The sequence below is a fragment of the Roseovarius sp. MMSF_3298 genome, from assembly GCF_030733705.1.
Classification (GTDB): domain Bacteria; phylum Pseudomonadota; class Alphaproteobacteria; order Rhodobacterales; family Rhodobacteraceae; genus Roseovarius; species Roseovarius confluentis.
Genome location: NZ_JASHIN010000002.1, coordinates 123,398 through 145,552, shown reverse-complemented (window position 1 = coordinate 145,552; position 22,155 = coordinate 123,398). Strand labels below are relative to the sequence as shown.

General features: G+C 64.3%; 24 protein-coding genes. 14 read left to right on the top strand and 10 right to left on the bottom strand.

Annotated features, from left to right (window positions below):
• Positions 1–41 precede the first annotated feature (41 nt).
• Together RBB18_RS02740 and RBB18_RS02735 are read right to left on the bottom strand one after the other, a co-directional pair.
• Entirely contained in the window at positions 42–350 is a 309-nt protein-coding gene (locus tag RBB18_RS02740; RefSeq protein ID WP_103761535.1) for a hypothetical protein, read from the bottom strand.
• 3 nt (positions 351–353) lie between these two features.
• A complete protein-coding gene (locus RBB18_RS02735; RefSeq protein ID WP_306111739.1) occupies positions 354–1,517 on the bottom strand; it encodes an isovaleryl-CoA dehydrogenase in 1,164 nt (387 codons plus the stop codon).
• Between the two features lie 145 nt (positions 1,518–1,662).
• Between RBB18_RS02735 and RBB18_RS02730 the strand changes: the two genes are divergently transcribed.
• Both RBB18_RS02730 and RBB18_RS02725 read left to right on the top strand, forming a co-directional pair.
• A complete protein-coding gene (locus tag RBB18_RS02730; protein WP_306111731.1) occupies positions 1,663–2,133 on the top strand; it encodes a pyridoxamine 5'-phosphate oxidase family protein in 471 nt (156 codons plus the stop codon).
• Positions 2,133–2,612, top strand: a complete 480-nt coding sequence (locus tag RBB18_RS02725; RefSeq protein ID WP_274592065.1) for a CreA family protein — start codon at positions 2,133–2,135, stop codon at positions 2,610–2,612. The genes RBB18_RS02730 and RBB18_RS02725 overlap by 1 nt, the downstream gene beginning before the upstream one ends.
• Before the next feature lie 221 nt (positions 2,613–2,833).
• On the opposite strand, the gene RBB18_RS02720 is transcribed toward RBB18_RS02725, so the two are convergent.
• Positions 2,834–4,033 carry a DegT/DnrJ/EryC1/StrS aminotransferase family protein gene (locus RBB18_RS02720; RefSeq protein ID WP_306111730.1) on the bottom strand — a complete coding sequence of 400 codons (1,200 nt, stop codon included), beginning with the start codon at positions 4,031–4,033 and terminating at the stop codon, positions 2,834–2,836.
• 85 nt (positions 4,034–4,118) lie between these two features.
• A complete protein-coding gene (locus tag RBB18_RS02715; RefSeq protein ID WP_103761891.1) occupies positions 4,119–4,784 on the bottom strand; it encodes an HAD-IA family hydrolase in 666 nt (221 codons plus the stop codon).
• 159 nt (positions 4,785–4,943) lie between these two features.
• Here RBB18_RS02715 and glmU point away from each other — a divergent pair, with 159 nt between their 5' ends.
• The 4 genes from glmU to RBB18_RS02695 are packed head-to-tail and all read left to right on the top strand — an operon-like array spanning position 4,944 to position 9,491.
• Positions 4,944–6,299, top strand: coding sequence for a bifunctional UDP-N-acetylglucosamine diphosphorylase/glucosamine-1-phosphate N-acetyltransferase GlmU (glmU, locus tag RBB18_RS02710; protein WP_306111729.1), 1,356 nt, complete (start codon positions 4,944–4,946; stop codon positions 6,297–6,299).
• Positions 6,299–8,122 (top strand): glutamine--fructose-6-phosphate transaminase (isomerizing), encoded by a 1,824-nt coding sequence (gene glmS, locus RBB18_RS02705; protein ID WP_306111728.1) that lies wholly within the window; start codon positions 6,299–6,301, stop codon positions 8,120–8,122. Before glmU ends, glmS begins: the two co-directional genes overlap by 1 nt.
• A 5-nt stretch (positions 8,123–8,127) precedes the next feature.
• Positions 8,128–8,820, top strand: a complete 693-nt coding sequence (locus RBB18_RS02700; RefSeq protein ID WP_274592069.1) for an ankyrin repeat domain-containing protein — start codon at positions 8,128–8,130, stop codon at positions 8,818–8,820.
• Positions 8,817–9,491: a DNA alkylation repair protein gene (locus tag RBB18_RS02695; RefSeq protein ID WP_103761542.1), complete on the top strand. Its 675-nt coding sequence runs from the start codon at positions 8,817–8,819 to the stop codon at positions 9,489–9,491. The genes RBB18_RS02700 and RBB18_RS02695 overlap by 4 nt, the downstream gene beginning before the upstream one ends.
• Before the next feature lie 2 nt (positions 9,492–9,493).
• On the opposite strand, the gene RBB18_RS02690 is transcribed toward RBB18_RS02695, so the two are convergent.
• The gene (locus tag RBB18_RS02690) at positions 9,494–9,991 is read right to left on the bottom strand and encodes a hypothetical protein (RefSeq protein ID WP_170067103.1); all 498 of its coding nucleotides are present in this window, start codon (positions 9,989–9,991) and stop codon (positions 9,494–9,496) included.
• Positions 9,992–10,077: 86 nt separating this feature from the next.
• Here RBB18_RS02690 and moaA point away from each other — a divergent pair, with 86 nt between their 5' ends.
• The 5 genes from moaA to RBB18_RS02665 all read left to right on the top strand — a co-directional run bounded on the left by moaA (position 10,078) and on the right by RBB18_RS02665 (position 14,668).
• A complete protein-coding gene (moaA, locus tag RBB18_RS02685; protein WP_274592070.1) occupies positions 10,078–11,085 on the top strand; it encodes a GTP 3',8-cyclase MoaA in 1,008 nt (335 codons plus the stop codon).
• Positions 11,085–12,371, top strand: coding sequence for a 3-deoxy-D-manno-octulosonic acid transferase (locus RBB18_RS02680; protein WP_306111727.1), 1,287 nt, complete (start codon positions 11,085–11,087; stop codon positions 12,369–12,371). Before moaA ends, RBB18_RS02680 begins: the two co-directional genes overlap by 1 nt.
• A gap of 34 nt (positions 12,372–12,405) precedes the next feature.
• Positions 12,406–13,446: a glycosyltransferase family 4 protein gene (locus RBB18_RS02675; protein ID WP_306111726.1), complete on the top strand. Its 1,041-nt coding sequence runs from the start codon at positions 12,406–12,408 to the stop codon at positions 13,444–13,446.
• A 78-nt stretch (positions 13,447–13,524) separates the two neighbouring features.
• A complete protein-coding gene (locus tag RBB18_RS02670; protein ID WP_306111725.1) occupies positions 13,525–13,938 on the top strand; it encodes a DUF4177 domain-containing protein in 414 nt (137 codons plus the stop codon).
• Positions 13,939–14,044: 106 nt separating this feature from the next.
• Positions 14,045–14,668: a DnaJ domain-containing protein gene (locus RBB18_RS02665; protein WP_103761546.1), complete on the top strand. Its 624-nt coding sequence runs from the start codon at positions 14,045–14,047 to the stop codon at positions 14,666–14,668.
• A gap of 79 nt (positions 14,669–14,747) precedes the next feature.
• On the opposite strand, the gene msrB is transcribed toward RBB18_RS02665, so the two are convergent.
• The 4 genes from msrB to RBB18_RS02645 all read right to left on the bottom strand — a co-directional run bounded on the left by msrB (position 14,748) and on the right by RBB18_RS02645 (position 17,193).
• The gene (gene msrB, locus RBB18_RS02660) at positions 14,748–15,218 is read right to left on the bottom strand and encodes a peptide-methionine (R)-S-oxide reductase MsrB (RefSeq protein ID WP_274592073.1); all 471 of its coding nucleotides are present in this window, start codon (positions 15,216–15,218) and stop codon (positions 14,748–14,750) included.
• A gap of 74 nt (positions 15,219–15,292) precedes the next feature.
• Positions 15,293–15,847 (bottom strand): fasciclin domain-containing protein, encoded by a 555-nt coding sequence (locus tag RBB18_RS02655; RefSeq protein WP_103761548.1) that lies wholly within the window; start codon positions 15,845–15,847, stop codon positions 15,293–15,295.
• A 105-nt stretch (positions 15,848–15,952) separates the two neighbouring features.
• On the bottom strand, positions 15,953–16,648 hold the full coding sequence (locus RBB18_RS02650; protein ID WP_306111724.1) for an anti-sigma factor domain-containing protein: 696 nt from the start codon (positions 16,646–16,648) through the stop codon (positions 15,953–15,955).
• The gene (locus tag RBB18_RS02645) at positions 16,645–17,193 is read right to left on the bottom strand and encodes a sigma-70 family RNA polymerase sigma factor (RefSeq protein ID WP_306111723.1); all 549 of its coding nucleotides are present in this window, start codon (positions 17,191–17,193) and stop codon (positions 16,645–16,647) included. Before RBB18_RS02645 ends, RBB18_RS02650 begins: the two co-directional genes overlap by 4 nt.
• Positions 17,194–17,335: 142 nt before the next feature.
• Between RBB18_RS02645 and cobS the strand changes: the two genes are divergently transcribed.
• Both cobS and RBB18_RS02635 read left to right on the top strand, forming a co-directional pair.
• Positions 17,336–18,322: a cobaltochelatase subunit CobS gene (cobS, locus tag RBB18_RS02640; RefSeq protein WP_103761551.1), complete on the top strand. Its 987-nt coding sequence runs from the start codon at positions 17,336–17,338 to the stop codon at positions 18,320–18,322.
• A gap of 117 nt (positions 18,323–18,439) precedes the next feature.
• Positions 18,440–19,666, top strand: coding sequence for a lytic transglycosylase domain-containing protein (locus RBB18_RS02635; protein WP_306111722.1), 1,227 nt, complete (start codon positions 18,440–18,442; stop codon positions 19,664–19,666).
• 50 nt (positions 19,667–19,716) lie between these two features.
• Here RBB18_RS02635 and RBB18_RS02630 read toward each other — a convergent pair whose 3' ends face one another.
• Positions 19,717–21,138, bottom strand: coding sequence for a hypothetical protein (locus RBB18_RS02630; protein WP_306111721.1), 1,422 nt, complete (start codon positions 21,136–21,138; stop codon positions 19,717–19,719).
• Positions 21,139–21,473: 335 nt separating this feature from the next.
• Here RBB18_RS02630 and RBB18_RS02625 point away from each other — a divergent pair, with 335 nt between their 5' ends.
• Positions 21,474–22,115, top strand: a complete 642-nt coding sequence (locus RBB18_RS02625) for an imm11 family protein (protein ID WP_306111720.1) — start codon at positions 21,474–21,476, stop codon at positions 22,113–22,115.
• Positions 22,116–22,155: the final 40 nt, after the last annotated feature.

Below are 22,155 nucleotides of genomic sequence, written 5' to 3'. Positions count from 1 at the left end.
ACGTGGCCTTCAATGCATCATAATCTTTATGCTCCAGCACCTTACACGCCTCCCTTCATCTCTTTCCGGTCGGTCACATCGCCGAACCGATCGATGAAATACTCTACCCGTCCGCCGTCCGCGCCCGCACAGGTCACCACCAGCCACAGCCCGGCCGACTGCGCCGGCGTCGCGTGGCAATCGGTTCGCGCGGCCCCGGTCTCGGCCACGTAGCGATCCGCCACCGCCTCGATCACCGCAGTTTCGGTCGTGGTCACAGACCGTCCGCCCAGCAGCAGCGCGACCACCGCGCCCAGGCAGACAAGCGCCAGAAGCGGGATGAAAAACCACGGAGCGCGCCCGAACCGCATGGCCTACGCCATCGCCCCCATCAACTCGCGCCCGATCAGCATCCGCCTGATCTCGGACGTGCCCGCCCCGATCTCCATCAGCTTGGCATCGCGGAAGATCCGCGCCACCGCCGCATCGTTCAGGAACCCCGCGCCGCCCATCGCCTGCACCGCCTGATGCGCCTGCACCATCGCCTGCTCGCTGGCGTAAAGACAGCAGGCCGCCGCATCCTGCCGCGTCACCTCGCCCCGGTCACACGCCTTGGCCACCTCGTAGACATAGGCCCGGGCCGAATTCATCGCCGTGTACATGTCCGCGATCTTGCCCTGCATCAGCTGGAAATTCCCGATGGGCTGCCCGAACTGCTTGCGCTCGGCCATGTAGGGCATGATCTCGTCCAGGCAGGCCGCCATGATGCCCAACCCGATCCCGGCCAGCACAACGCGCTCGTAATCCAGCCCAGACATCAGCACCTTCACCCCCTTGCCTTCCTCGCCCAGCACGTTCTCGAACGGCACCTCCACATCCTCGAAGATCAGCTCGGCGGTATTGCTCCCGCGCATCCCCAACTTGTCGAAATGCGCCGAGGTCGTGAACCCGGTCATCGTCTTCTCGATCAGGAACGCGGTGATTCCCTTGGCCCCGGCCTCGGGCTCGGTCTTGGCATAGACCACCAGCGTATCGGCATCCGGCCCGTTGGTGATCCAGTACTTGTTGCCGTTCAGGCGATAGTGATCATTGCGCTTTTCGGCCTTGAGGCTCATCGACACGACGTCACTGCCCGCGCCCGCCTCGGACATGGCCAGCGCGCCGACATGCTCGCCCGAAATCAGCCCGGGCAGGTATTTCGCCCGCTGCGCATCGCTGCCGTTCAGCTTGATCTGGTTCACGCACAGGTTGGAATGCGCGCCATAGGACAGCGACACGCTGGCCGAGGCCCGCGCCACCTCTTCGACCGCGACCACATGCGCAAGGTATCCCATCCCGACACCGCCATGCTCCTCCGGCACGGTGATTCCCAGAAGGCCCAGTTCACCCATCTCGGTCCACAGCTCGGAGGGAAAATCGTTCGTCCGGTCGATCTCGACGGCCAACGGCTTCACCCGCTCCTGCGCCCAGCGATGCACCATCTCGCGCAGGGCATGCACGTCCTCGCCTAGGTCGAACTTCATCACCGCGTCGAACATCTGCACCCCTCCCAGCATTTATTGAACACTTGTTCATTTATAGGCCTGCTCCGGCGTATCGTCAATCCCGCCGCGCCGGCCCGGAACCGATTCCGCGCACCACGTGTTGGCCCACTGACACCCAGTTTAGCAAAGGAGACACCCGATGTCCGATGATCTGAAAGAAGCCCTTTGGAAGCGCCTCGACAGCCTTCAGGCCGGGATGCTGTCCACCACCGGCGCCCCGCCGCGCCCCATGGCCCCCACGATCACGGGCGAGGACGACGCGATCTGGTTCGTGACCGCCAAGGGCACCGATATCGCCGCCGCCGCAGTCGAAAAGGAGAACTGCAAGTTCATCGCCGCCTGCCCCAGCGCGCAGCTTTATGCCGATATCGACGGGGAGCTGTCGGTCGAGACCAGCGAAGCCAAGCTGGACGAGATCTGGTCACCCATGGCCGCCGTCTGGTTCGAGGATGGCCGCCAGGACGACGACATCGTGCTGGTCTGCATGCGCCCGAAAAAGGCTGTGGTCTGGGCCACTGACGGCAATGCCAAGTCGCTGTTTGAATTTGCCCGCGCCTCCCTTTCGGGCGACACGCCCGATGTTGGCACCCACGGCACGGTCACGTTCTGATGCGCCGCGCACTTCTCGGGGTCGCCTTGCTGGTGGCCCCCATGATCTCGCCCGCCCGCGCCGAGCAGGTGGGCGAGATCGGCGTCGACTGGGCCGGCAACGACATCATCGTCGAGGCGATCGAAGACCCGGACGTGCAGGGCGTCACCTGCCACCTCGCCTATTTCGAGCGGGGCTTCATCGACCGACTGGCGAATGGCAACTGGTTCGAGGATCCCTCCAACAGCGCCATCGAATGCCAGCAGACCGGCCCGATCATTCTGGGCGACATTGACCGCTCCGAGGATGGCGAAGACGTCTTTCGCGCCAGCCGTTCGATCATCTTCAAGACCTTGCGGGTGAAACGCATCTACGATGCGCAACGTCAGACGCTGGTCTACATTTCGCACGGGCGCGAGCTGTCGCAAGGCTCGGCCAAGGTCTCGATCTCCACCGTCCCGATTCCCGGCGACAGTCGCTCCGACCCCGCGCCCGACTGAGCCCCCGATTTCCGCACAGCCCCCGACCCGCTTTCACTGTTCCAAAAATACTCAAGATCCGACACTTGCCATCACGCCGACTGCCCGCCATTTCCGGGACACTCCCCGCGCGATGCCTTCACCTTGGGCGCCCGACACTGGCACCGACGCCATACAGTCGGACATACCGACGCGATACCGACGCGGTATTCAGGCCCCGATTCGCGATTAACCTTTCCGCCTTACGACGCGGCGGCCTGTTGCACCGCCCCCACCTCCGCCCGGATGATCCGCGCGATCAGTGCGCAATCGTCCAAGGTGAAGGTCAATGGCAGGCGCATGTCCAGAATGCCCTTCAGCACCCGATCGCTTGCGGGCATCGGCACGATCGGCGCATAGCGCCAGCTGTCGTAGCGGCTGGTGAACCCCACCGGCTCCGCGCCCCCGAACCATTTCAGTTCGACGCCGCGTCTGCCGCACCGTTCGACTACCTCCGCGATGGCCGCATCACTCCAGTCCAGCAACAAAAACTGGATCGACGAGCCCACGTAACGCTCTGCCTCGGGACGCTCCACCACCGTCAGCCCCGGCGTGCCGCGCAGCCCGTCCTCGACCGCCGCGTACCGCGCGTTCCATTTCGCGCATTGGTCGTCCAACGCCTTGAGTTGCGGGCGTAAAATCGCGGCGCGCAGGTGGTCCATCCGGCCCGAGATACTGGGCGTGTCGTACTTGATCGCCTCGAAGGCCTCCTCCGGCGGTACCGTCCCGTGCCGGCCGTACAGCATGTAGGATCCCGACAGAATCGCCGCCTTCGCCATGACGTCCGCATCGTCCGTCACAAGCAGGCCGCCCTCGCCCGAATTCATGTGCTTGTAGGTCTGCGTCGAATAGCACCCGATCAGCCCATGCCGCCCCGAGGGCATACCGTTCCACGCCGCCCCCATCGTGTGGGCACAATCCTCGATGATGGTCAGGCCGTGGTCGCAGGCGACCTCCACCAGCCGGTCCATGTCGCACAGGTGCCCGCGCATATGGCTCAGCATCAGGATGCGCGCCTCGCCCGCCTTGTTAACCAGGTCTTCAAGGTCGATCGTCAGGCTTTCCGTCACGCCGACAAAGACCGGCACCGCGCCGACGCTGGCAATCGCCCCCGGCACCGGCGCGAGTGTGAAAGCATTCGTTAACACTTTTTCGCCAGGCTGGACCCCAAGCGCCCGCAACGCCGTGGCCATCGCGTACCCGCCCGAAGCGACCGCCAGCGCGTATTTCGCGCCCGTATAGGCCGCGAATTCCTGTTCCAGCAGGCCCACTTCGCCCAGCTCTCCGGGCGACAGGTTATACCGATGCAGCCGCCCGCTCTGCATCACCTCCATCGCGGCGCGCATCCCCTCTTCGGGGATCGGCTCCTGCTGGGTGAAACTGCGTGTGAAAACCTCGCTCATGGCCATTTATTGCGGCCCCGCGCGGCGCAGGTCAATCGCGAAGCGCCTGTGGAAAAGCGGCATTTCGCTTTCCCGAAACCCGGTTTCAGGCGAAGAGCCTTTGCACCACGCCCTGCAACTCGTCGAAATGGTCGATCGTGGCCTCCGGCTCCAGCGCCCGCACGTCCTCGTCCCCCGGCCCGAACGTCACCAGCACCGACGGCACCCCCGCCGCCTTCGACGTCTCGCGGTCCGTTATCGTATCTCCCACCAGCAGACAGCGGCCCGGGTCGCCGCCCACCCGCCGCACGACCTCGCGCAACGGCTCGGGGTCGGGCTTGCGCACGGCCAGCGTGTCGGCCCCCACCAGTGCGCCGAACCGGTCCAGCACGCCCAGCGAGGTCATCAGCTTCAGCGCCAGCGCCTCGGGCTTGTTGGTGCAGATCGCCACCGGATGCCCCGCCAGCCGCAGGTTCTCCACCGCGTCCATCGCGCCGGGATAGAACACCGTGTGCGTGTCGATGGCCTCGCCGTAAGCCTTTAAAAGAATTGGATATTGCCGGTCGATCTCGGCAAAATCATCCGCCCGCCCCAGTCGTGTCATGCCAAGCGTCAGCATCGCACGCCCGCCGCGCAGCGCCGTGCCGGCATCCGCCACCGGATCCAGCAGATCGCCCTCGCCCATCCCCCGGAAACAGGCATTCGCAGCCGCGATCAGGTCACCGCTGGTATCCGCCAGCGTCCCGTCCAGATCGAACACCACCGTGCCCAGCCGTTCACCCATGTCACTCGTCCCTCTTGTCATCCTGCAACGGTTGGCACTTTTCCGCCCGTCCCTGTCACATCCCGCAATCATCTTTGATACGGCCCAGCCTTGCGCGGCTTGCGCAACCGGATAAAACGGGCACGTCAGGAAGGAAAGAGAAACCATATGAGCATCAGCCTGATCGTCCTGGCCGCGGGCCAGGGCACCCGCATGAAATCGGACCTGCCCAAGGTGCTGCACCAGATCGCAGGCGCGCCGATGCTGGTCCATGCGTTGCAGGCCGGATCGGCCCTGTCCCCCGACCGCACCGTCGTCGTGACCGGCCACGGGTCCGAGGCCGTCGCGGCGGCGGCGCACGACCATGACCCCGACATCCTGACCGCCCACCAGGCCACGCAGGACGGCACCGGCCACGCCGTGGCGCAGGCCGAGCCCGCGCTCGCGGGCTACGAGGGCGACGCCATCGTCCTTTACGGCGACACGCCCTTCATCTCCGAGGACACGCTGCACCGCATGGTCGCGGCCCGCGCGCAACATGACGTCGTCGTGCTGGGTTTCGAGGCCGCCGATCCCGGTCGCTATGGCCGGCTGGTCATGTCCGGCGACACGCTTGAAAAGATTGTCGAATTCAAGGACGCGGACGAGGCCACCCGCGCCATCACCTTCTGCAACTCCGGCGTCATCGCCGCCTCTGCGCCCGTCCTTTTCGACCTCATCCGCGCCGTCACCAACGACAACGCGGCGGGCGAGTACTACCTCACCGATATCATCGGCATCGCCCGCGACCGGGGCCTCTCGGCCACCGCCATCGCCTGTGACGAGGCCGAGACCATGGGCATCAACTCCCGCGCCGATCTGGCCGCGGCCGAGGCCGCCTTCCAGACCCGCTCCCGCGCCACCGCGCTCGACGATGGCATCACCCTCACGGCCCCCGGGACCGTGCATTTCGCCTATGACACCGTGTTGGGCCGCGACACGATCGTGGAACCCAACGTGGTCTTCGGCCCCGGCGTCACCGTCGAATCCGGCGCGCATATCAAGGCGTTCTCGCATCTCGAAGGCTGCCACGTCTCGCGCGGCGCGATCGTCGGCCCCTATGCCCGCCTGCGCCCCGGCGCGGAACTGGCCGAGGACACCCGCATCGGCAATTTCGTCGAAGTCAAGAACGCCCTCATCGGCGAAGGCGCCAAGGTCAATCACCTCAGCTATATCGGCGACGCGTCCGTGGGCGAGGCCAGCAATATCGGCGCGGGCACGATCACTTGCAACTATGACGGCGTGATGAAACACCGCACCGAGATCGGCGCGCGCGTCTTCGTGGGCTCCAACACCATGCTCGTCGCCCCCGTCAAACTGGGCGACGAATCCATGACCGGCTCGGGCTCGGTCATCACCGGCGACGTCCCCGACGGCGCGCTCGCCATTGCCCGCAGCCCGCAGGCCAACAAGCCGGGCATGGCGCGCAAATTGCTCGAAATGCTAAAGTCCAAGAAGGCCAAGCAAGCGAAAGAGGCAGGATAATGTGTGGAATTGTAGGGGTTCTAGGCAAGCACGAAGCCGCGCCCATCCTTGTCGAGGCGCTCAAACGGCTCGAATATCGCGGCTATGACAGCGCCGGCATCGCCACGATCAACGGCAAACAACTGGACCGCCGCCGCGCCGTCGGCAAGCTGGTGAACCTGTCGGACCTGCTGGTGCACGAGCCCCTGCGCGGCAAGTCCGGCATCGGCCACACCCGCTGGGCCACGCACGGCGCGCCCAACACCGTCAACGCCCACCCGCACAAGGCCGGGCCGGTGGCCGTGGTGCATAACGGCATCATCGAGAATTTCCGTGAGCTGCGCAGCGAACTGTCCCAAGCCGGGCTGGCGCACGAGACCGACACCGATACCGAGACCGTCGCCATGCTGGTCCATCACCTGATGGAACAGGGTCAAACCCCTGTCGAGGCCGCCAAATCCGCCATCGCCCGGCTGGAAGGCGCCTATGCGCTCGGCTTTCTCTTCGATGGCGAGGATGACCTGATCGTCGCCGCCCGCAAGGGCAGCCCGCTGGCCATCGGCCACGGCGACGGCGAGATGTATGTCGGCTCCGACGCCATCGCGCTCGCCCCCCTTACCGACCGGATCACCTATCTGGAGGAAGGCGACATCGCCGTCGTCACCCGCACCACGCTCGACATCATCGACGCGCAAGGAAATCGCGCCAACCGCGCCGTCCGCACCATCCAGATCGACAGCACCCATGTCGACAAGGGCGGGCACAAGCACTTCATGGCCAAGGAAATCGCCGAGCAGCCCGCCGTGATCGGCGATACCCTGCGCCACTACCTGTCCGAGGCCGGGGGCGGCCTGACCCTGCCCCAACCGGAACTGGACTTCACCCAATACGACCGCCTGACGCTGGTGGCCTGCGGCACGGCCTATTACGCCTGCCTCACCGCGAAATACTGGTTCGAGCAACTGGCCGGCCTGCCCGTCGACGTCGATATCGCGTCCGAGTTCCGCTATCGCGAGCCTCCCGTTCCCGCCAGGACCGGCGCCATCTTCGTCAGCCAGTCGGGCGAAACCGCGGACACGCTCGCCGCCTTGCGCTACTGCGAGGGGCGGGCCGCGAAGATCCTGTCGATCATCAACGTCCCCGAAAGCTCCATCGCCCGCGAAAGCGACCTCGCCCTGCCGATCCATGCCGGCGTCGAGATCGGCGTGGCCTCAACCAAGGCGTTCACCTGTCAGCTGACCGTGCTCTTGCTGATGGCGCTCAAGGCCGCCTCCGACCGCGAAACGCTCGACCCCGCGCGCATCTCGGACCTGCTGTCGCACCTGCGCGGCCTACCCTCGACCATCAACAACACGCTGGAACTGAACGCCGATTTTCACAAGGCCGCCAACCGTTTGGCAACGGCCGACAACGCGCTATTCCTCGGGCGCGGCGTCATGTACCCACTGGCCCTTGAAGGCGCTCTGAAACTCAAGGAAATCAGCTATATCCACGCCGAGGCCTATGCCTCGGGGGAGCTGAAGCACGGCCCCATCGCGCTGATCGACAAGAAGATGCCGGTCATCGTCATGGCACCGCGCGATGCGCTGTTCGACAAGACCGTGTCGAACATGCAGGAGGTCATGGCCCGCGGCGGCAAGGTGATGCTGATCACCGACGCCCCCGGCGCCGAGGCGGCCGCCGACGACACCTGGATGACGCTGGTCCTGCCCCAGGTCGACCCGGTCCTGTCGCCCATCCTCTACGCTGTCCCCGCCCAGCTTCTGGCCTATCACACCGCCGTCGCCAAGGGCACCGACGTGGACCAGCCGCGCAACCTCGCCAAGTCCGTGACGGTGGAATAAGAAACGTGCGTTACCTGTCGCACGGCCTCGTCGTCCTGATCCTGACCGCGCCGGCCGCGCTGGCTTGTCCGTTCGAGACGTCTCCCGACAGCGTCCTGCGGTTCGGCGCGGGGTCACCGCTATCTGCCATCAGGACCTGTGCCGAATCAGGGTTCGATTTCTCGGCACCGCTGGCGGATGGCCGCGTGCCGTTCCGCGAAATCGTGGTCTCCAGATCCGATCCGGAGGCAGTGGAATTGATGCTGCAGGCCGGAGCCGATCCGAACACCTCGGACAAATACGGGTCCCCCGCCTTTGTCGATGCGATCAATTTCGTACACGATCGAGAACATCCCGACTTCCTGCGCATGATCGAGATACTGGGCGCGTACGGCGCGGATTTTTCGCGCCCTGATTCCCACGGCGATCTCGCCCTGTCCAAGGCGGCGGGCGGCGATGACAACCGGCTTCTCGCCATTTTGCTCGAACACGGTGCAGACCCGAACGGCCTGAACACCTACGACCGGACTCCACTGTTCGAAACCGTCTTCGGCACCTGCAACGCAAGGGGCGGCGCGATGCTGATCGACGCAGGCGCAACGCTGTCATCCATGCCCGCCGATCAGGTTGAACGCCTCTTCGACGAGGCTCAGGCGTCCTGCTCCGGCGGTGTCGAGGGACAGGCCTTTATAGACCTTCTCAAAGGATTGCACCCATGACCCCCGAAACTGCCCTCGATCAGATTCGCACGCATGCCGAACCCGGCCGGGCCGAAGGCATGGCGGACTATCACAAGGTGCCCCGCGACTATCTCGGCGTGCCCAACCCGGCGATCAACGACCTGACGACCGAATGGCGCCGCGCGCTCACTGTCGAAGAGCGTGTCACGCTGGCCGACGCACTCTGGCGGACGAACATCTTCGAGGCCCGCCTCGCTGCGGCCAAGCTGCTGACGCAGGCCCGGATCACACCCGACGATGCCGTCTGGGCACTGATCACCGCGTGGCTGCCCGACCTCGACAGCTGGGCCATCGCCGACCACGCCATGACGGCGGGGCAACGACGGCTGATGGCCGACCTCACCCGCATGGACGAGGTCGAGACCTGGACCACCTCCGACAGTCACTGGATCAGGCGCGCCGCGATGATCGTCACCCTGCCGCTCGCCAAGCTCAACAACCTCAAACCGGCTGAGGCCGAGGCGCGCGAACGCGTGCTGGGCTGGGCCGCAGCTTACGTGCAGGACAGCGAGTGGTTCATCCAGAAATCCGTCGCCTGGTGGCTGCGTGACCTGTCCAAACACGACCCGGACCGCGTGCGCGCCTTCATGGCCGCAAACGGCCGCCACATGAAGCCGTTTGCCCGCAAGGAAGCCGAGAAGTTCCTTTAAGGTCAGCCGCCTGTCGCGAAAACCCGCACTTCGGGCAGCCCCGTCAGATCCGCCTCCAAGAGCCGCATCGCCGCCAGCGACAGCTGGCTGCCCGATCCCGGCTCCGCGTCCAGCGGGATAAGATCGACCGCCACCGTCGTGCCCTTCGCCGGGTATTCCACCCGGCCCTTTCCGGGGCTGTCGACAAGCGGTGTCTTCATCCAGATGCCCGGATCCGACGCCGCACCCAGCGACGCGACCGTGATCCCCAGGTCGCGGTCGCCACCGCCGCTCTGCGCAGATTGCACCGCTGCCGCGCGCTCTTCTTCCGTGGTGGTGTCGAACTCGTCGGCGGTCCGCGCATTGGCCGGCGGGGCGACACCCGCGGTCTGCACCTCCGCCTCGGCTTCGGCGCTCCCGGACGCGGGGTCAGGCGGCGGCGTCTGCTGCTGCATGGTGGGCAAAATATCACAGGCCGACAGGCCGACGGTACAGGCGACAAGGCATACAAATCGTTTCATACACTCACCTTATGACCCCTGCGCGCCGGCATCAATTCCCAAGATGCCCCTTGCCGTTCATCGGCGGTTTGCATACGTTCTGCCCCATGACCGCACCTTTGATCGACCCGTTCCAGCGCGCCATTTCCTATTTGCGCGTCTCTGTCACCGACCGCTGCGATTTCCGCTGCGTCTATTGCATGTCGGAGAACATGACCTTTCTGCCCAAGAAGGAACTGCTGACGCTGGAAGAACTGGACCGCATGTGCAGCACCTTCGTGCGCATGGGCGTGGAAAAGCTGCGGATCACCGGCGGCGAACCGCTTGTGCGGCGCAACATCATGCATTTCTTCCACGGCATGAAACGCCACCTCGACAGCGGCGACCTCAAGGAACTGACGCTCACCACCAACGGCTCGCAACTCGCCCGCTTCAGCGAAGACCTCTATGCCGCCGGCGTGCGCCGGGTGAACGTGTCGCTCGACACGCTCGATGAACAGAAATTCGCCGACATCACCCGCTGGGGTCGCCTCCCGCAAGTGCTCAAGGGGATCGACGCCGCCCAGGCCGCCGGCCTGCGCATCAAGATCAACGTCGTCGCTCTCAAGGGCTTCAACGAGGACGAGCTTTTCGACATCGTCGAATGGTGCAAATCCCGCGACATGGACCTGACCTTCATCGAGGTCATGCCGATGGGCGATATCGGCAACGAGGACCGGCTGGACCAATACTGGAAACTGTCCGATCTGCGCCAGACCCTGGCAGAGCAATACACCCTGACCGAGCTTTCCGAACGCACCGGCGGCCCCGCCCGCTATGTGCGGCTGGAAGAAACCGGCCAGAAAATCGGCTTCATCACGCCCCTCACCCATAATTTCTGCGAAAGCTGCAACCGCGTGCGCCTCACCTGCACCGGCGAGCTTTACATGTGCCTCGGCCAGGAAGACATGGCCGACCTGCGCCCGCCCCTGCGCAACACGCCGAACGATGACGCCCCGCTCGAGGCCGCCATCCGCGAGGCCATCACCCGCAAGCCCAAGGGCCACGATTTCGACTATTCCCGTCAGACCGTGGACGGGCGCATGTCCCGCCACATGAGCCACACCGGCGGCTGATGCCCCGCAATCCGGCGCCCCTGCCCGTGCGTCTTTACGGCGTGGCGGCAAATCTGCTTGAGCGGCTGGCCTATCGCCGCGTCTCGGAAAACCTCTCGCGCCAAGGCATTCCCGCAAACCGCCTGCCCGAACGGCAGGGCCATGCCACCGCACCGCGCCCCGTCGGCGACCTCATGTGGTTCCACGCGGCCTCGGTCGGCGAAAGCCTGTCGGTCCTGCGCCTGATCGAGCATCTGGGCGACACGCATCCCGACCTGTCCTTCCTCATAACCTCCGGCACCGCCACCTCGGCGCAGATCGTCGGCAAGCGCCTGCCGCCGCGCACCACGCATCAATTCGCGCCGCTCGATTCCCGCCGCGTGGTCCTGCGCTTCCTCGACCATTGGCGCCCCTCGGCGGCAGTCTTCGTGGAAAGCGAGCTTTGGCCCCAGATGCTGCGTCTGACCCATGCCGCAGGCGTCCCGCTGGCACTGGTCAACGCCAGGATTTCCGAAAAATCCGCCCGCAACTGGAAACGGTTCCCCCGCACCGCGCGGCATCTGATGGATCATTTCCGCCTGATCCATTGCCAGGACGGCCGCACCGCGAGCCATCTACAAGACCTCGGCCTCAGACAGGCCGAAGCCGGCATGAACCTCAAATCCGTCGCCGGCCCGCTCCCCTTCGACCGGGACGAACTGCTCCGGATGCAGGGCCTCATCGCCGGCCGGCCGGTCTGGCTCGCCGCCTCCACCCATCCGGGCGAGGACGAGGTCGTGCTCAGGGCCCACCGCGCCATGACCGGCGGCAATGCCGACGCGCTCCTGATCCTCGTACCGCGCCACCCCGAACGCGCCCATGATATCGAGCGCATGATCGCCGAGCACCGCTTCGAGGGCGCCCGCCGCTCCACCGGCATGACCATCACCGGGCAGACCCGCGTCTATCTCGCCGACACACTGGGCGAGATGGGCCTGTGGTACGCGCTCAGCCCCCTGACCTGCATCTGCGGCAGCTTCACCGATGTGGGCGGCCACAACCCGTTCGAGCCCGCCCATGCCGGCTCCGCCGTCCTCCACGGCCCGCACTACGCCAATTTCGCCGAGGCCTATGCCGAGATGCAGGCCAACGAGGCCTGTATCGAGGTCACCGATGCCGAAGACCTCGGCGCCAAGCTGACCACCTATCTTAACGATCCCGCCGCCCTCGACGCGCTGCGCGACCGAACCCGCGCTTTTGCCGCCGTACAGGCTGACGTGCTGGACGACTTCGCGACCACCCTTTCCAAGTCGCTCGGCCTGCGCTAGCACCTGTCGAGAACCCCAAGGAAAGCCGCCCCGCGTGCCGGACCTCATCGTCACCAATTTCAACCGCAACTTCACCGGCGTCTCCTCGACCGCCGCCAGCGTGGTGCGCTGCCAGGTGTCGCAATACGACCTCGCGCTTGCGGGCCACCCCCTGCCCGGCTGCCCGGACCCAATCACCAAGGCCCAAGCCGCGGCATTTTCCAAGACCCCTCCCAAAGACCACCCCTTCACCATCTGGCATGTCCGCCGCAATCCCGAAATGCGCGCGGCCATCTGGGTCCGCGACGTGCTGCGCCGCCCCATCCGCATCGTCTTCACCTCCGCCGCGATCCGGCGGCATTCGGCCTTTCCGCGCTGGCTCATTTCGCACATGGACGCCGTCATAGCCACGACCGAGGCCGCAGCCGGGTTCGTCCCGCATGTCCGCGCCGTCGCCCCGCACGGCGTCGACACCGACCGTTTCACGCCTGCCCCCGACCGCCCCGCCGCGTGGGCCGCCACCGGCTATCCCGGCACCCACGGCGTGGCCACCATCGGGCGCATCCGCCCCGAGAAAGGCACTGACCGCTTCGTCGCCGCCATGCTGCGCCTCTTGCCGCAGCACCCCGGCCTGACCGCTCTCGTCATCGGTCGCGCGGCCAAGTCCGATCGGCCTTTCCTGGACAAGCTCAAGGCGCAGATTGCGGCAGCGGGCCTCAGTGACCGCATCCTCTTCCCCGGCGAGGTCTCCCCCGACGCCCTGCCCACCCTCACACGTTCCCTCTCTGCCGTGATGCAACTGCCCCGCTACGAAGGTTATGGCATGACCCCGCTTGAAGGGATGGCATCGGGCGTGCCGTTCGTGGCCACCGAGACCGGCTATTACCGCAGCTTTTCCAGCCAGGGCCAAACCGGCCTTATCGTGCCGGACGATCCGGGCGATGCCGCCGATGCGCTCGCCTGCATCCTGTCAGACCCCGACCGCCACGCCGCCATGTCCCAAGCCGCCCGCACCATTGCCTGCACCCATTTCAGCGTCACCCGAGAGGCCGAAACCATCGCCCAGGTCTACGAGGATCTTTGGTCCGGCGGCTGACCGCTTCTTCTTCGGTTTGATGTTGCACCCGAGCCTCAGGACGTTACGATGTCCTGCCAATTTTGAGAGGTGCACTTCGTGATCCAGAAATACGAGTACAAGGTCATCCCCGCCCCCGCCAAGGGCCGCAAGGGCCCGGGCGTCAAGGGCGCTGAAGGCCGCTTTGCCCACGGGCTGGAAACGGTGATCAACGAACTGGCGCTCGAGGGCTGGGAATACCTGCGCGCCGACATCCTGCCCAGCGAGGAACGTCAGGGCCTGACCTCGTCGCAGACGGTCTATCGCAGCATGCTGGTCTTCCGCCGCCCGCTGGAACTGGAAGGCGTCGACAGCCCGCCGCCGCTGCCGTGGGACGACCACGAGGCGGAAGAGCTGGAAACCGCCGCCGAGACTGACGAAATCGAGGATAATCAGGACGATACGCCAGATGACGACGCGGATAACGGGGATGGCGAAGACACGCCGCGCCCCGATCTGCCACCCCGGGACTGACCCGTGCAAGGAAGTTCGGGACCGCGCGGTTTTTTCCCGATCTTTCCTCTTCAATTTGCCGCGCAATCACATACACTCTTGGCCTCGAGTCGCAAAGGGAATGCCAATGGCTAAATCCGATCCGTTTGGTTTCGACATGTCCGTTTCATCCGCGAAAAAGAAGAACCCGCGCGGTCGGCGGGGCATGTCCGGGGCATCCGAAACGTCGACGCGCGTCTGCGACCACGAGGGCTGCAACCAGCCCGGCAAGTACCGCGCGCCCAAGGCGCCGGACGTGCTCGACGACTTCTACTGGTTCTGCAAGGACCACGTGCGCGAGTACAATACCAAGTGGAACTTCTTCGACGGCACCACCGAGGCCGAGATGAACGCCCAGATGTCCTCGGACAAGGTGTGGGAGCGCAAGACCAAGGCGTTCAACGACCCCGAGGCGCGTGCCTGGGCCCGGCTGGGCATCGAGGACCCGCACCAGGTGCTGGGCGGCAATGCCACGCAGAACCCCGGCAAGAACCGCGGCGGCCAGCGCAAGCTGCCCCCGACCGAACGCCGCGCCATCGAAATCCTTGAGGCAAACGAACACGCCTCCAAGGCCGAGATCCGCAAGGCCTACAAGGCGCTGATCAAGGTGCTGCACCCCGACATCAACGGCGGCGACCGCAGCCAGGAAGAACAGCTTCAACAGGTCGTCTGGGCCTGGGACCAGATCAAGCAGAGCCGCAACTTCAAGTAAGCTGGAAAAATAGGGCGCACCGGGTCACTCGTACCGTTCCGGGTCCTGAAACCACCCGGTGCGCGATCGGACCCGGAATTCAGGCGTCGCGGAATGTCAGGCTGACTCCGTTCAGGCAATGGCGCTTGCCCGTCGGCTGTGGCCCGTCATCGAAAATATGGCCAAGGTGGCTGCCGCAGCGGCGGCAGTGACATTCGGTCCGCGTCGCGAAAAGCGAATGATCCGGCTTGGTGCCGATGGCATTGTCCATCGCCTTCCAGAAACTGGGCCAGCCGGTCTCGCTGTCATACTTGGTCTCGGACGAATAAAGCGGCAGGTCGCAGCCGCGGCAATGATACGTCCCCGGCTTGTATAGATCATGCAAAGGGCTGCTAAAGGCGCGCTCGGTGCCTTCCTCGCGCATGACCTCATATTCCAGATCGGTCAGCATCTCGCGCCATTCCGCCTCGGTGCGTGTCACCTCGAAAGTGCCCGGCGCGGCAAATCCCGGCAGCGCGGTCAGAAAAGTGCCCCCGGACAGGGCCGACAGTATGAATGTGCGTCGTAGCATCTTCAGCCTCCTGCGTTTGTCATTCGAGGATAGAACGGGGGACGAACGCCCCCGTTCCGCAGCTTACGAGCTTGTTACTGCTTGGCCGGCAGCATCACCGTGTCGATCACGTGAATCACGCCGTTCGATTGCTCGACATCTGCGATGGTCACGTTGGCCACGCGGCCACGCTCGTCTTCCAGCATGATGCTGTTGCCTTGGTAAGTGGCCTTCAACATGCAGCCGCCCACGGTCGGCACCATGTGCGCGCCACCGTCATCGTCGACCATGCCCTTGATCGCCGTCGACATCGCGTCGGCCGATACCACGTGGCAGGTCAGGATCTCGGTCAGCTGTTTCTTAGCCGCGGGCTGCAGCAGTGCCTCGACCGCGCCTTCGCGCAGCTCGCCAAAGGCGGCGTTGGTCGGCGCGAACACGGTGAACGGCCCTTCGCTCGACAGCGTGTCGACAAGGTCCGCGGCCTTCACGGCGGTCACCAGCGTCGTGTGATCGGCCGAGTTCACGGCATTTTCAACAATGTTCTTGTCGGCATACATCGCCGCACCGCCGACCATCGGATTGTCGGCATAGGCAACGCTCGCAGTCGCTGCGAGGGCCACGGCGGCGGTCATTGATTTCACGTTAAACATATCTCTACTCCCTAACTTAATGCACAAAAGCCGGGCCTTGTTGCCCAACCCATACGCAGCCACGGGAGGTGCGAACCGAAAGTTTCAGCTGTTTCGGGAAATTTTTCAGACGTCTTCGAGCGGGCCAGTGGCCAGGATGTCGCCCGTGGGCGCCCCGGTGGGCGAGCCGCCCTCGGGTTCGTCCGAAATCGCCAGCGTCGCGCCTTGCAACACCGCGATCTGCTCCGGCGTCATCGGCAGGCGCAGCCGCTCGTTTTCCGGCAGCACGCCCAGCGACACCGGCGGGTTGTCCCCGGCGATCAGCCACATCTCGATATCGCGGTCAGGCCGGTCCTGCATCCCGCGCCGCTCGACATACATTTCCTGCGTGGTCGCGTCATACCCCGCCGCCAGGATGATCTCTTCCTCACCCTCGGCCCGCAGGTCAGCATGGTAGACCGGGCTCTCCGGCGGTTGCACGCCCGACCCCGGCAGGTCCACGACGAAGAACAGCGCCACGACCAGCGCCGCTGCTGCCAATCCGGTCAGTCCGAACCGCTCGAACAGGCCGCGCCGCGCCGGGCGCTCGTCAGCGAACAGGCGGCGGTACAGCGCCGCTTTCACCCGTGCCGGAGGGGCCTCTTCGGGGATCTCATCCGCCAGCACGGCGAAATCCTCGGCCCATTGCGCGTAAAGCGCCCGCAATTCGGGCTCGGCGCCAAGACGCGACTCGAAGGCCGCGGCCTCCGCAGCCGACAGCAATCCCAGCGCGTATTCACCCGCCAGGACCACGTCGTCGTCTTTTTCCGGCACCTCGCTCATCGCGACAGGCACTCCCTCAGTTTCAGCAGGCTGCGGCGCAGCCAGGTTCGCATCGTGTTCAGCGGCACGTCAAACCGCGCCGCCAGATCGGCATAGGTCTCTCCGTCAAGGTAAGCCCCGCGCACGGCCTGCGCGCGATCGGCCTCCAACTCGTCGAAGCACCCGTCCAACTTTTCCCGCTCCGACGCCTGAACGGCTTGCGCCTCCGGCCCCGGTGCGGCATCCGGCATCGCTTCAGCCAGTCCTTCCGGCATCTGCTCGCCCGCCCCCTTGCGCTTGCGCAGCATGTCGATGGCTGCGTTCCGCGCGATCGTGATCAGCCACGTCATGGGGCTGAACCCGCCCGTGCTGTACCGGTCGGCATTGCGCCAGATCTTCACGTAGACCTCTTGCAGCACCTCCTCGGCCTCGGCCCGGTTACCCAACACACGCAGGATCACGCCGAATAGTTTCGCCGAAGTCGCGGAATAAAGTTCGGAAAACGCGGCCCTGTCGTTCAGGGCGCATCGACCGATCATGTGTTCGATAGCGTCGAGGTCTTTCATGGAACGCGCATCCCTTTCGAAATCGGAACCTAGGGCAGGCACATGGCGAGTGCCAGTAATTCTTTCCCTTTCCCTTGCCCTTCCCGGCGATATGTTGCACGGAAGGGCGAACGAAAAAACGACGATTGAAGGATCAAGGCAGATGGCCGACGGGAACATGGATCACGACATGAAACCGACCGAGGAGCTTTCGGTCCGCGATGTTTTCGGGATCGACACCGACATGGTCATCAAGGGCTTCGCCGACAGAAGCGAACGCGTGCCGGATATCGATTCGACCTACAAGTTCGACCCCGACACGACGCTGGCGATCCTGGCCGGGTTTTCCCACAACCGCCGCGTCATGGTGCAGGGCTATCACGGCACCGGCAAGTCGACCCATATCGAACAGGTCGCCGCCCGCCTCAACTGGCCCGCAGTGCGCGTAAACCTCGACAGCCACATCAGCCGGATCGACCTGATCGGCAAGGACGCGATCAAGCTGCGCGAGGGCGTGCAGGTGACCGAATTCCACGAAGGCATCCTGCCCTGGGCGCTGCGCAACCCCGTCGCCATCGTGTTCGACGAATACGATGCGGGCCGCGCCGACGTGATGTTCGTCATCCAGCGGGTGCTGGAACATGACGGCAAGCTGACCCTGCTGGACCAGAACGAGATCATCACGCCCCATCCCTGTTTCCGCCTTTTCGCCACGGCCAACACCGTGGGCCTGGGCGACACGACCGGTCTTTATCACGGCGTGCAGCAGATCAACCAGGCGCAGATGGACCGCTGGTCGCTCGTCGCAACGCTGAACTACCTCAGCCACGACGCCGAAACCGCCATCGTCATCGCCAAGACCCCCCAGATGAACACCGAGGCCGGGCGCAAGACGATCAGCCAGATGGTCACTGTCGCCGACCTCACCCGGACCGCTTTCATGAACGGCGACCTGTCGACCGTCATGAGCCCCCGGACGGTGATCAACTGGGCCCAGAACAGCCGCATCTTCCGCGACGTTGGCTATGCCTTCCGCCTGACGTTCCTCAACAAATGCGACGAACTCGAACGCCAGACCGTGGCCGAGTTCTACCAGCGCTGCTTCGACGAGGAACTGCCCGAAAGCGCGGCGAGCGTCAGCCTGGGGTGATGCGTTTACGTCTGACCCGGACGTGAACCGAACCGAAGCGCCCTGTGTAGGGCGGGATTTCATCCCGCCTGCCACCACATCTTGTCTCCAACCGGGCAATATGAAACCGTTTCGCCCATGATCCGCTTTGTACTGACGATCGTTACAATCCTCGTCGCCATTCCTGCCCTTGCACAGGACCGCGCCGCTATCGAGCGCCAATTCCAGTCTTGGCTACAACAAGACGTCTGGCCCGCCGCCCGGGCCAAGGGCGTCTCCCGCGCGACATTCGACGGCGCAATGGGCGGCGTGCACCTCAACTGGGACCTGCCCGACCTCGTCCCGCCGGGATCGAAAGCCACCACGCCCAAGCGCCAGACCCAGTCCGAATTCGGCGCCCCGGGCCGCTATTTCCGCGGCGTCTCGGGCGACGCCGCCATCGGCCGCCAACTGGCCAGCCGCCACGCATCCACCCTCGCCCGGATCGAACAGCAGACCGGCGTGCCCGGTCGCATCCTGCTGGGCATCTGGGGCCGCGAAAGCGCCTATGGCCGCGCCAAGATCCCGCACAACGTGTTCGAGGTTCTGGGCACCAAGGGCTTCATGGCCACCCGCGCGCCCTATTTCCGCGAGGAACTCATCGCCGCCCTGCAAATCGCCGAGGCCGGCCACACAAGCGGCCCCCTGCGCAGCTCCTGGGCCGGCGCGCTCGGCCAGCCGCAATTCATGCCCTCCAGCTTCCTGCAATACGCTTCCGATGGCGACGGTGACGGGCGTGCCGATATCTGGGGCTCGGTGCCCGACACGCTGGCCTCCATCGCCAATTACCTCGCCCGCCACGGCTGGGTCGCGGGCCGCGACTGGGGCTTCGAGGTCACCGTACCATCCTCCGTCTCCTGTTCCCTCGAAGGCCCCGACCAGGGCCGTCCAATCACCGAATGGGAAGCCATGGGGATCACCCGCGTCTCGGGCCGCCCCTTCCCTGATCATGAACGAAACGGCGAAGGCTTCCTGATGATGCCCGCCGGGCGCAACGGCCCGGCCTTCGTTGTCACGCCCAATTTCTACGTGCTCAAGGACTACAACATGTCCGACCTCTACGCGCTTTACGTGGGCCATGTCGGCGACCGCATCCAGTACGGCGTCGGCGACTTCGCGGCACCCTGGGGGGCTGTCGGCAAGATGTACCGCTCCGACATCGCCGCCATGCAGCGCAGCCTTGAAGGCATGGGCCACGACGTCGGCGGTGCCGATGGATTGCCGGGCTTCAAGACCCGCCGCTCCATCGGCCGCTGGCAAGAGGCGACAGGCCAGCCCGCCACCTGCTTTCCCGAACCGGGGATGAAAGCGCAACTGGTCCGCTAGGCGCACCAAGAATTTTCAAAAAATTCCGCCCCGGCCTCGCGTGTCGCGCTTCAATCGAACTGATATTCCTTGGCCTCGACGTAGTGCCACTTGACCTTCCAGTTCGTGCCCCGGTCGTATTCCGACGACACGTAGATGCTGGCGGTATCCTTCAACAGAGGATCGCTCGTCGTCAGCTTCCATGACCCGTTATGCGAATGCCGGACGCTGTCAACCGTGAAGCCCACCAGCATGTACTTGGAACTGCCGCCCCAGTCGAACGTGTGGGTGCGGTGGCCGATTTGCCATTTCTCGCTATAGCTTTGTTCGGTGGTCGAGATCTGTGTCGCGATCCCGGGCCAGGTGTCGTAACCGTAATGCCAGATATTGGTATCGCCCGACTCGTGTTCCTTGTCCTTCTTCGGCACGCTGGACTTTGCTCCCTTCACGCTCATGTAAAGCGCGTAGCGGGCATAGATCTCATCCAGCTCGGTCTTCAGCGAGGCAAGCTGGCTAGCGTACTCAGCAATTTTCGACGGCTCCGAGGCCAGTTCCTCACGCGCCGCGCGAATCTCGCCCGTCAGCGTGTCGAACGTATGGGCGTAGGCGTCGGCGTAATCGCCCGGACAGGTCTTGAACCGGCTCTCGACCAGCCAGACCTGCTTGTATAGCGCGGTGATCTCCCCGAAGACCGCCGGGGCCACCGGCACGGTCCGGTCGAAATTCGGATCGAGCGAGGAATAGCTGGTCAGGTAGGCCCGCATCTGCGCCGCCTGAAGATTGTCCTTGAACCACGCCAGCAATTCCTCGGGGTCGTCGGCCTTGGGCGGCACCGCCCCGGTCTTGGTGCCGAAATGCACGACCGTCTGTTCGAACGTCGTCTTGCTGCTCGACACCGCCTGCTTGAAATTGGCGTAGCCCGACGCGGAAAAGAGGTTTCCTTTCGAACCCGAGAACTTGGACTTGAAATCATCCAGCCGCGACTCGGACTCCGCCGTGATCCGCAACACCACGCTCAGCAGGCTGCCGGACTTGACCCCGCTGATGAAATAGTCGCCATGGGTTTTCTTGAACTTCGCCTGGTCGCTGTCCAGCAAGCTCTTCGCCTTCGCCTTCAGCGCCGGGTCCTTGATCGTCGCATAGTCCGTATCGCTGATCTCGACCTGCGCCAGAACGGTCAGGGACGTGGCCGAGTAGCTGACACTGTTGAGGTATGACGCCTCGGCCGAGATCTCGACCGCGCCGGTGTTGTAGGACCCCGACGCGCCCACGTCGATCTCGCGCTCCATCTCCGCTTCGGTCGAAATGATCTTGATCGAAATCTGCCCCTCCCCGACCTTGGCCGGTGTCGTGTCGGTCGAGGTCAGCGCCGAGCCGTCGAACGTGTCGCCGGTGACGGCATCCACACCGCCGCCGATCTTGTAAGCGTCGGCCCAGGGGATGTCGGTGATCGTTGGCGGTAGGGTGGACTCGCCTTGAAGAAAGGTCAGCATGGTCGGAAATCCTTTGATGTGAAACAATTGAAAAATGGCATCCCCCCGCGATGAGGTGAGAGCACGAAAAACACTTTAAACAAGAAATCACTTTTCGTACAACCGCCTTTAGTTGTGCTCCTTACCGGGTCTCACCTCGCCCCGGACCAAAGCCGCGGTTCTGCCGGATCAACTATGCTCTTCCACCGACACCGCCTTCAACCGGCCTGTCAAGTGACGAACTTTCGTGGCAAAAACCGTCTCGAAATCCTCTCCCGCTTCGAGCGAGCTGAAATCGTCCGGCAGCGGGTTTGTGGGAGGGCCGAAAGAAAGAGGCGAGAATAGGCAGGGGTAGTATGTCGATTTATTGGCTGCAAACGCATACTGATGCTGTCGCAGGCGGGGTTGATTGGTCGGAAACGACAAAACCTCGAAAACCCGCGCGTAACCTTGAACGCTGGTTTGCAACGGACGCTGATCGAGCCCCGCTTGGACCTTTTCCCCAAGAAATTCTGGCAGAGATAGATGCGCACTGGGCTCTAAGCCTAGGAAAAATGGATCCCCCTCCCGATACCATCGGTCGACTTAAGTCGGCGCATTTCACCGGCGCCCCGTTTGCCCGCAGATATATCTGTGACGTGTTCGAGATGTATTCGGAAGGCAACTGCCAGATCGTGCCGATCAAGAAACTCTGGTCCTTGAAAGACGATGCAGAAGTAACAGAGCCTTACTTTGTGGCCAATGTCTACAACGCCGCGCCCGTTATCGACTTGGACAAAACCGAAGTGCGAGAGGTCACGAACCCTAAAATGGGACACCCATTTTCCCCAGCTTCGCGAAGCTTGAACAAAATGTTTGTCCGCAAAGAGAGCTTCGAGGGCCATCACCTCGTTCGGGATGCGGCGACCTCGGTATGGTTCTGCGATGATGTGTTTCGCGAGGCTATCGAAAGCGCTACGCCCGGTACATACGCTTTTCGCGACATCAACATAGTTTGAAGCGCTACCGCGCTTAGGCGACCCAAATAGGCGCTCGCCG

Excerpts from the sequence above, each read along its gene's own strand:
- cobS (WP_103761551.1), top strand. The coding sequence starts at position 17,336 with ATGGCCGACGGGAACATGGATCACGACATGAAACCGACCGAGGAGCTT.
- RBB18_RS02720 (WP_306111730.1), bottom strand. The coding sequence starts at position 4,033 with ATGAGCGAGGTTTTCACACGCAGTTTCACCCAGCAGGAGCCGATCCCC.
- RBB18_RS02655 (WP_103761548.1), bottom strand. The coding sequence starts at position 15,847 with ATGTTTAACGTGAAATCAATGACCGCCGCCGTGGCCCTCGCAGCGACT.
- RBB18_RS02625 (WP_306111720.1), top strand. The coding sequence starts at position 21,474 with ATGTCGATTTATTGGCTGCAAACGCATACTGATGCTGTCGCAGGCGGG.
- RBB18_RS02650 (WP_306111724.1), bottom strand. The coding sequence starts at position 16,648 with ATGAGCGAGGTGCCGGAAAAAGACGACGACGTGGTCCTGGCGGGTGAA.
- RBB18_RS02635 (WP_306111722.1), top strand. The coding sequence starts at position 18,440 with ATGATCCGCTTTGTACTGACGATCGTTACAATCCTCGTCGCCATTCCT.
- RBB18_RS02740 (WP_103761535.1), bottom strand. The coding sequence starts at position 350 with ATGCGGTTCGGGCGCGCTCCGTGGTTTTTCATCCCGCTTCTGGCGCTT.
- msrB (WP_274592073.1), bottom strand. The coding sequence starts at position 15,218 with ATGCTACGACGCACATTCATACTGTCGGCCCTGTCCGGGGGCACTTTT.
- RBB18_RS02680 (WP_306111727.1), top strand. The coding sequence starts at position 11,085 with ATGCCCCGCAATCCGGCGCCCCTGCCCGTGCGTCTTTACGGCGTGGCG.
- RBB18_RS02695 (WP_103761542.1), top strand. The coding sequence starts at position 8,817 with ATGACCCCCGAAACTGCCCTCGATCAGATTCGCACGCATGCCGAACCC.
- moaA (WP_274592070.1), top strand. The coding sequence starts at position 10,078 with ATGACCGCACCTTTGATCGACCCGTTCCAGCGCGCCATTTCCTATTTG.
- RBB18_RS02690 (WP_170067103.1), bottom strand. The coding sequence starts at position 9,991 with ATGAAACGATTTGTATGCCTTGTCGCCTGTACCGTCGGCCTGTCGGCC.
- RBB18_RS02665 (WP_103761546.1), top strand. The coding sequence starts at position 14,045 with ATGGCTAAATCCGATCCGTTTGGTTTCGACATGTCCGTTTCATCCGCG.
- RBB18_RS02645 (WP_306111723.1), bottom strand. The coding sequence starts at position 17,193 with ATGAAAGACCTCGACGCTATCGAACACATGATCGGTCGATGCGCCCTG.
- RBB18_RS02630 (WP_306111721.1), bottom strand. The coding sequence starts at position 21,138 with ATGCTGACCTTTCTTCAAGGCGAGTCCACCCTACCGCCAACGATCACC.
- glmU (WP_306111729.1), top strand. The coding sequence starts at position 4,944 with ATGAGCATCAGCCTGATCGTCCTGGCCGCGGGCCAGGGCACCCGCATG.
- RBB18_RS02730 (WP_306111731.1), top strand. The coding sequence starts at position 1,663 with ATGTCCGATGATCTGAAAGAAGCCCTTTGGAAGCGCCTCGACAGCCTT.
- RBB18_RS02725 (WP_274592065.1), top strand. The coding sequence starts at position 2,133 with ATGCGCCGCGCACTTCTCGGGGTCGCCTTGCTGGTGGCCCCCATGATC.
- glmS (WP_306111728.1), top strand. The coding sequence starts at position 6,299 with ATGTGTGGAATTGTAGGGGTTCTAGGCAAGCACGAAGCCGCGCCCATC.
- RBB18_RS02735 (WP_306111739.1), bottom strand. The coding sequence starts at position 1,517 with ATGTTCGACGCGGTGATGAAGTTCGACCTAGGCGAGGACGTGCATGCC.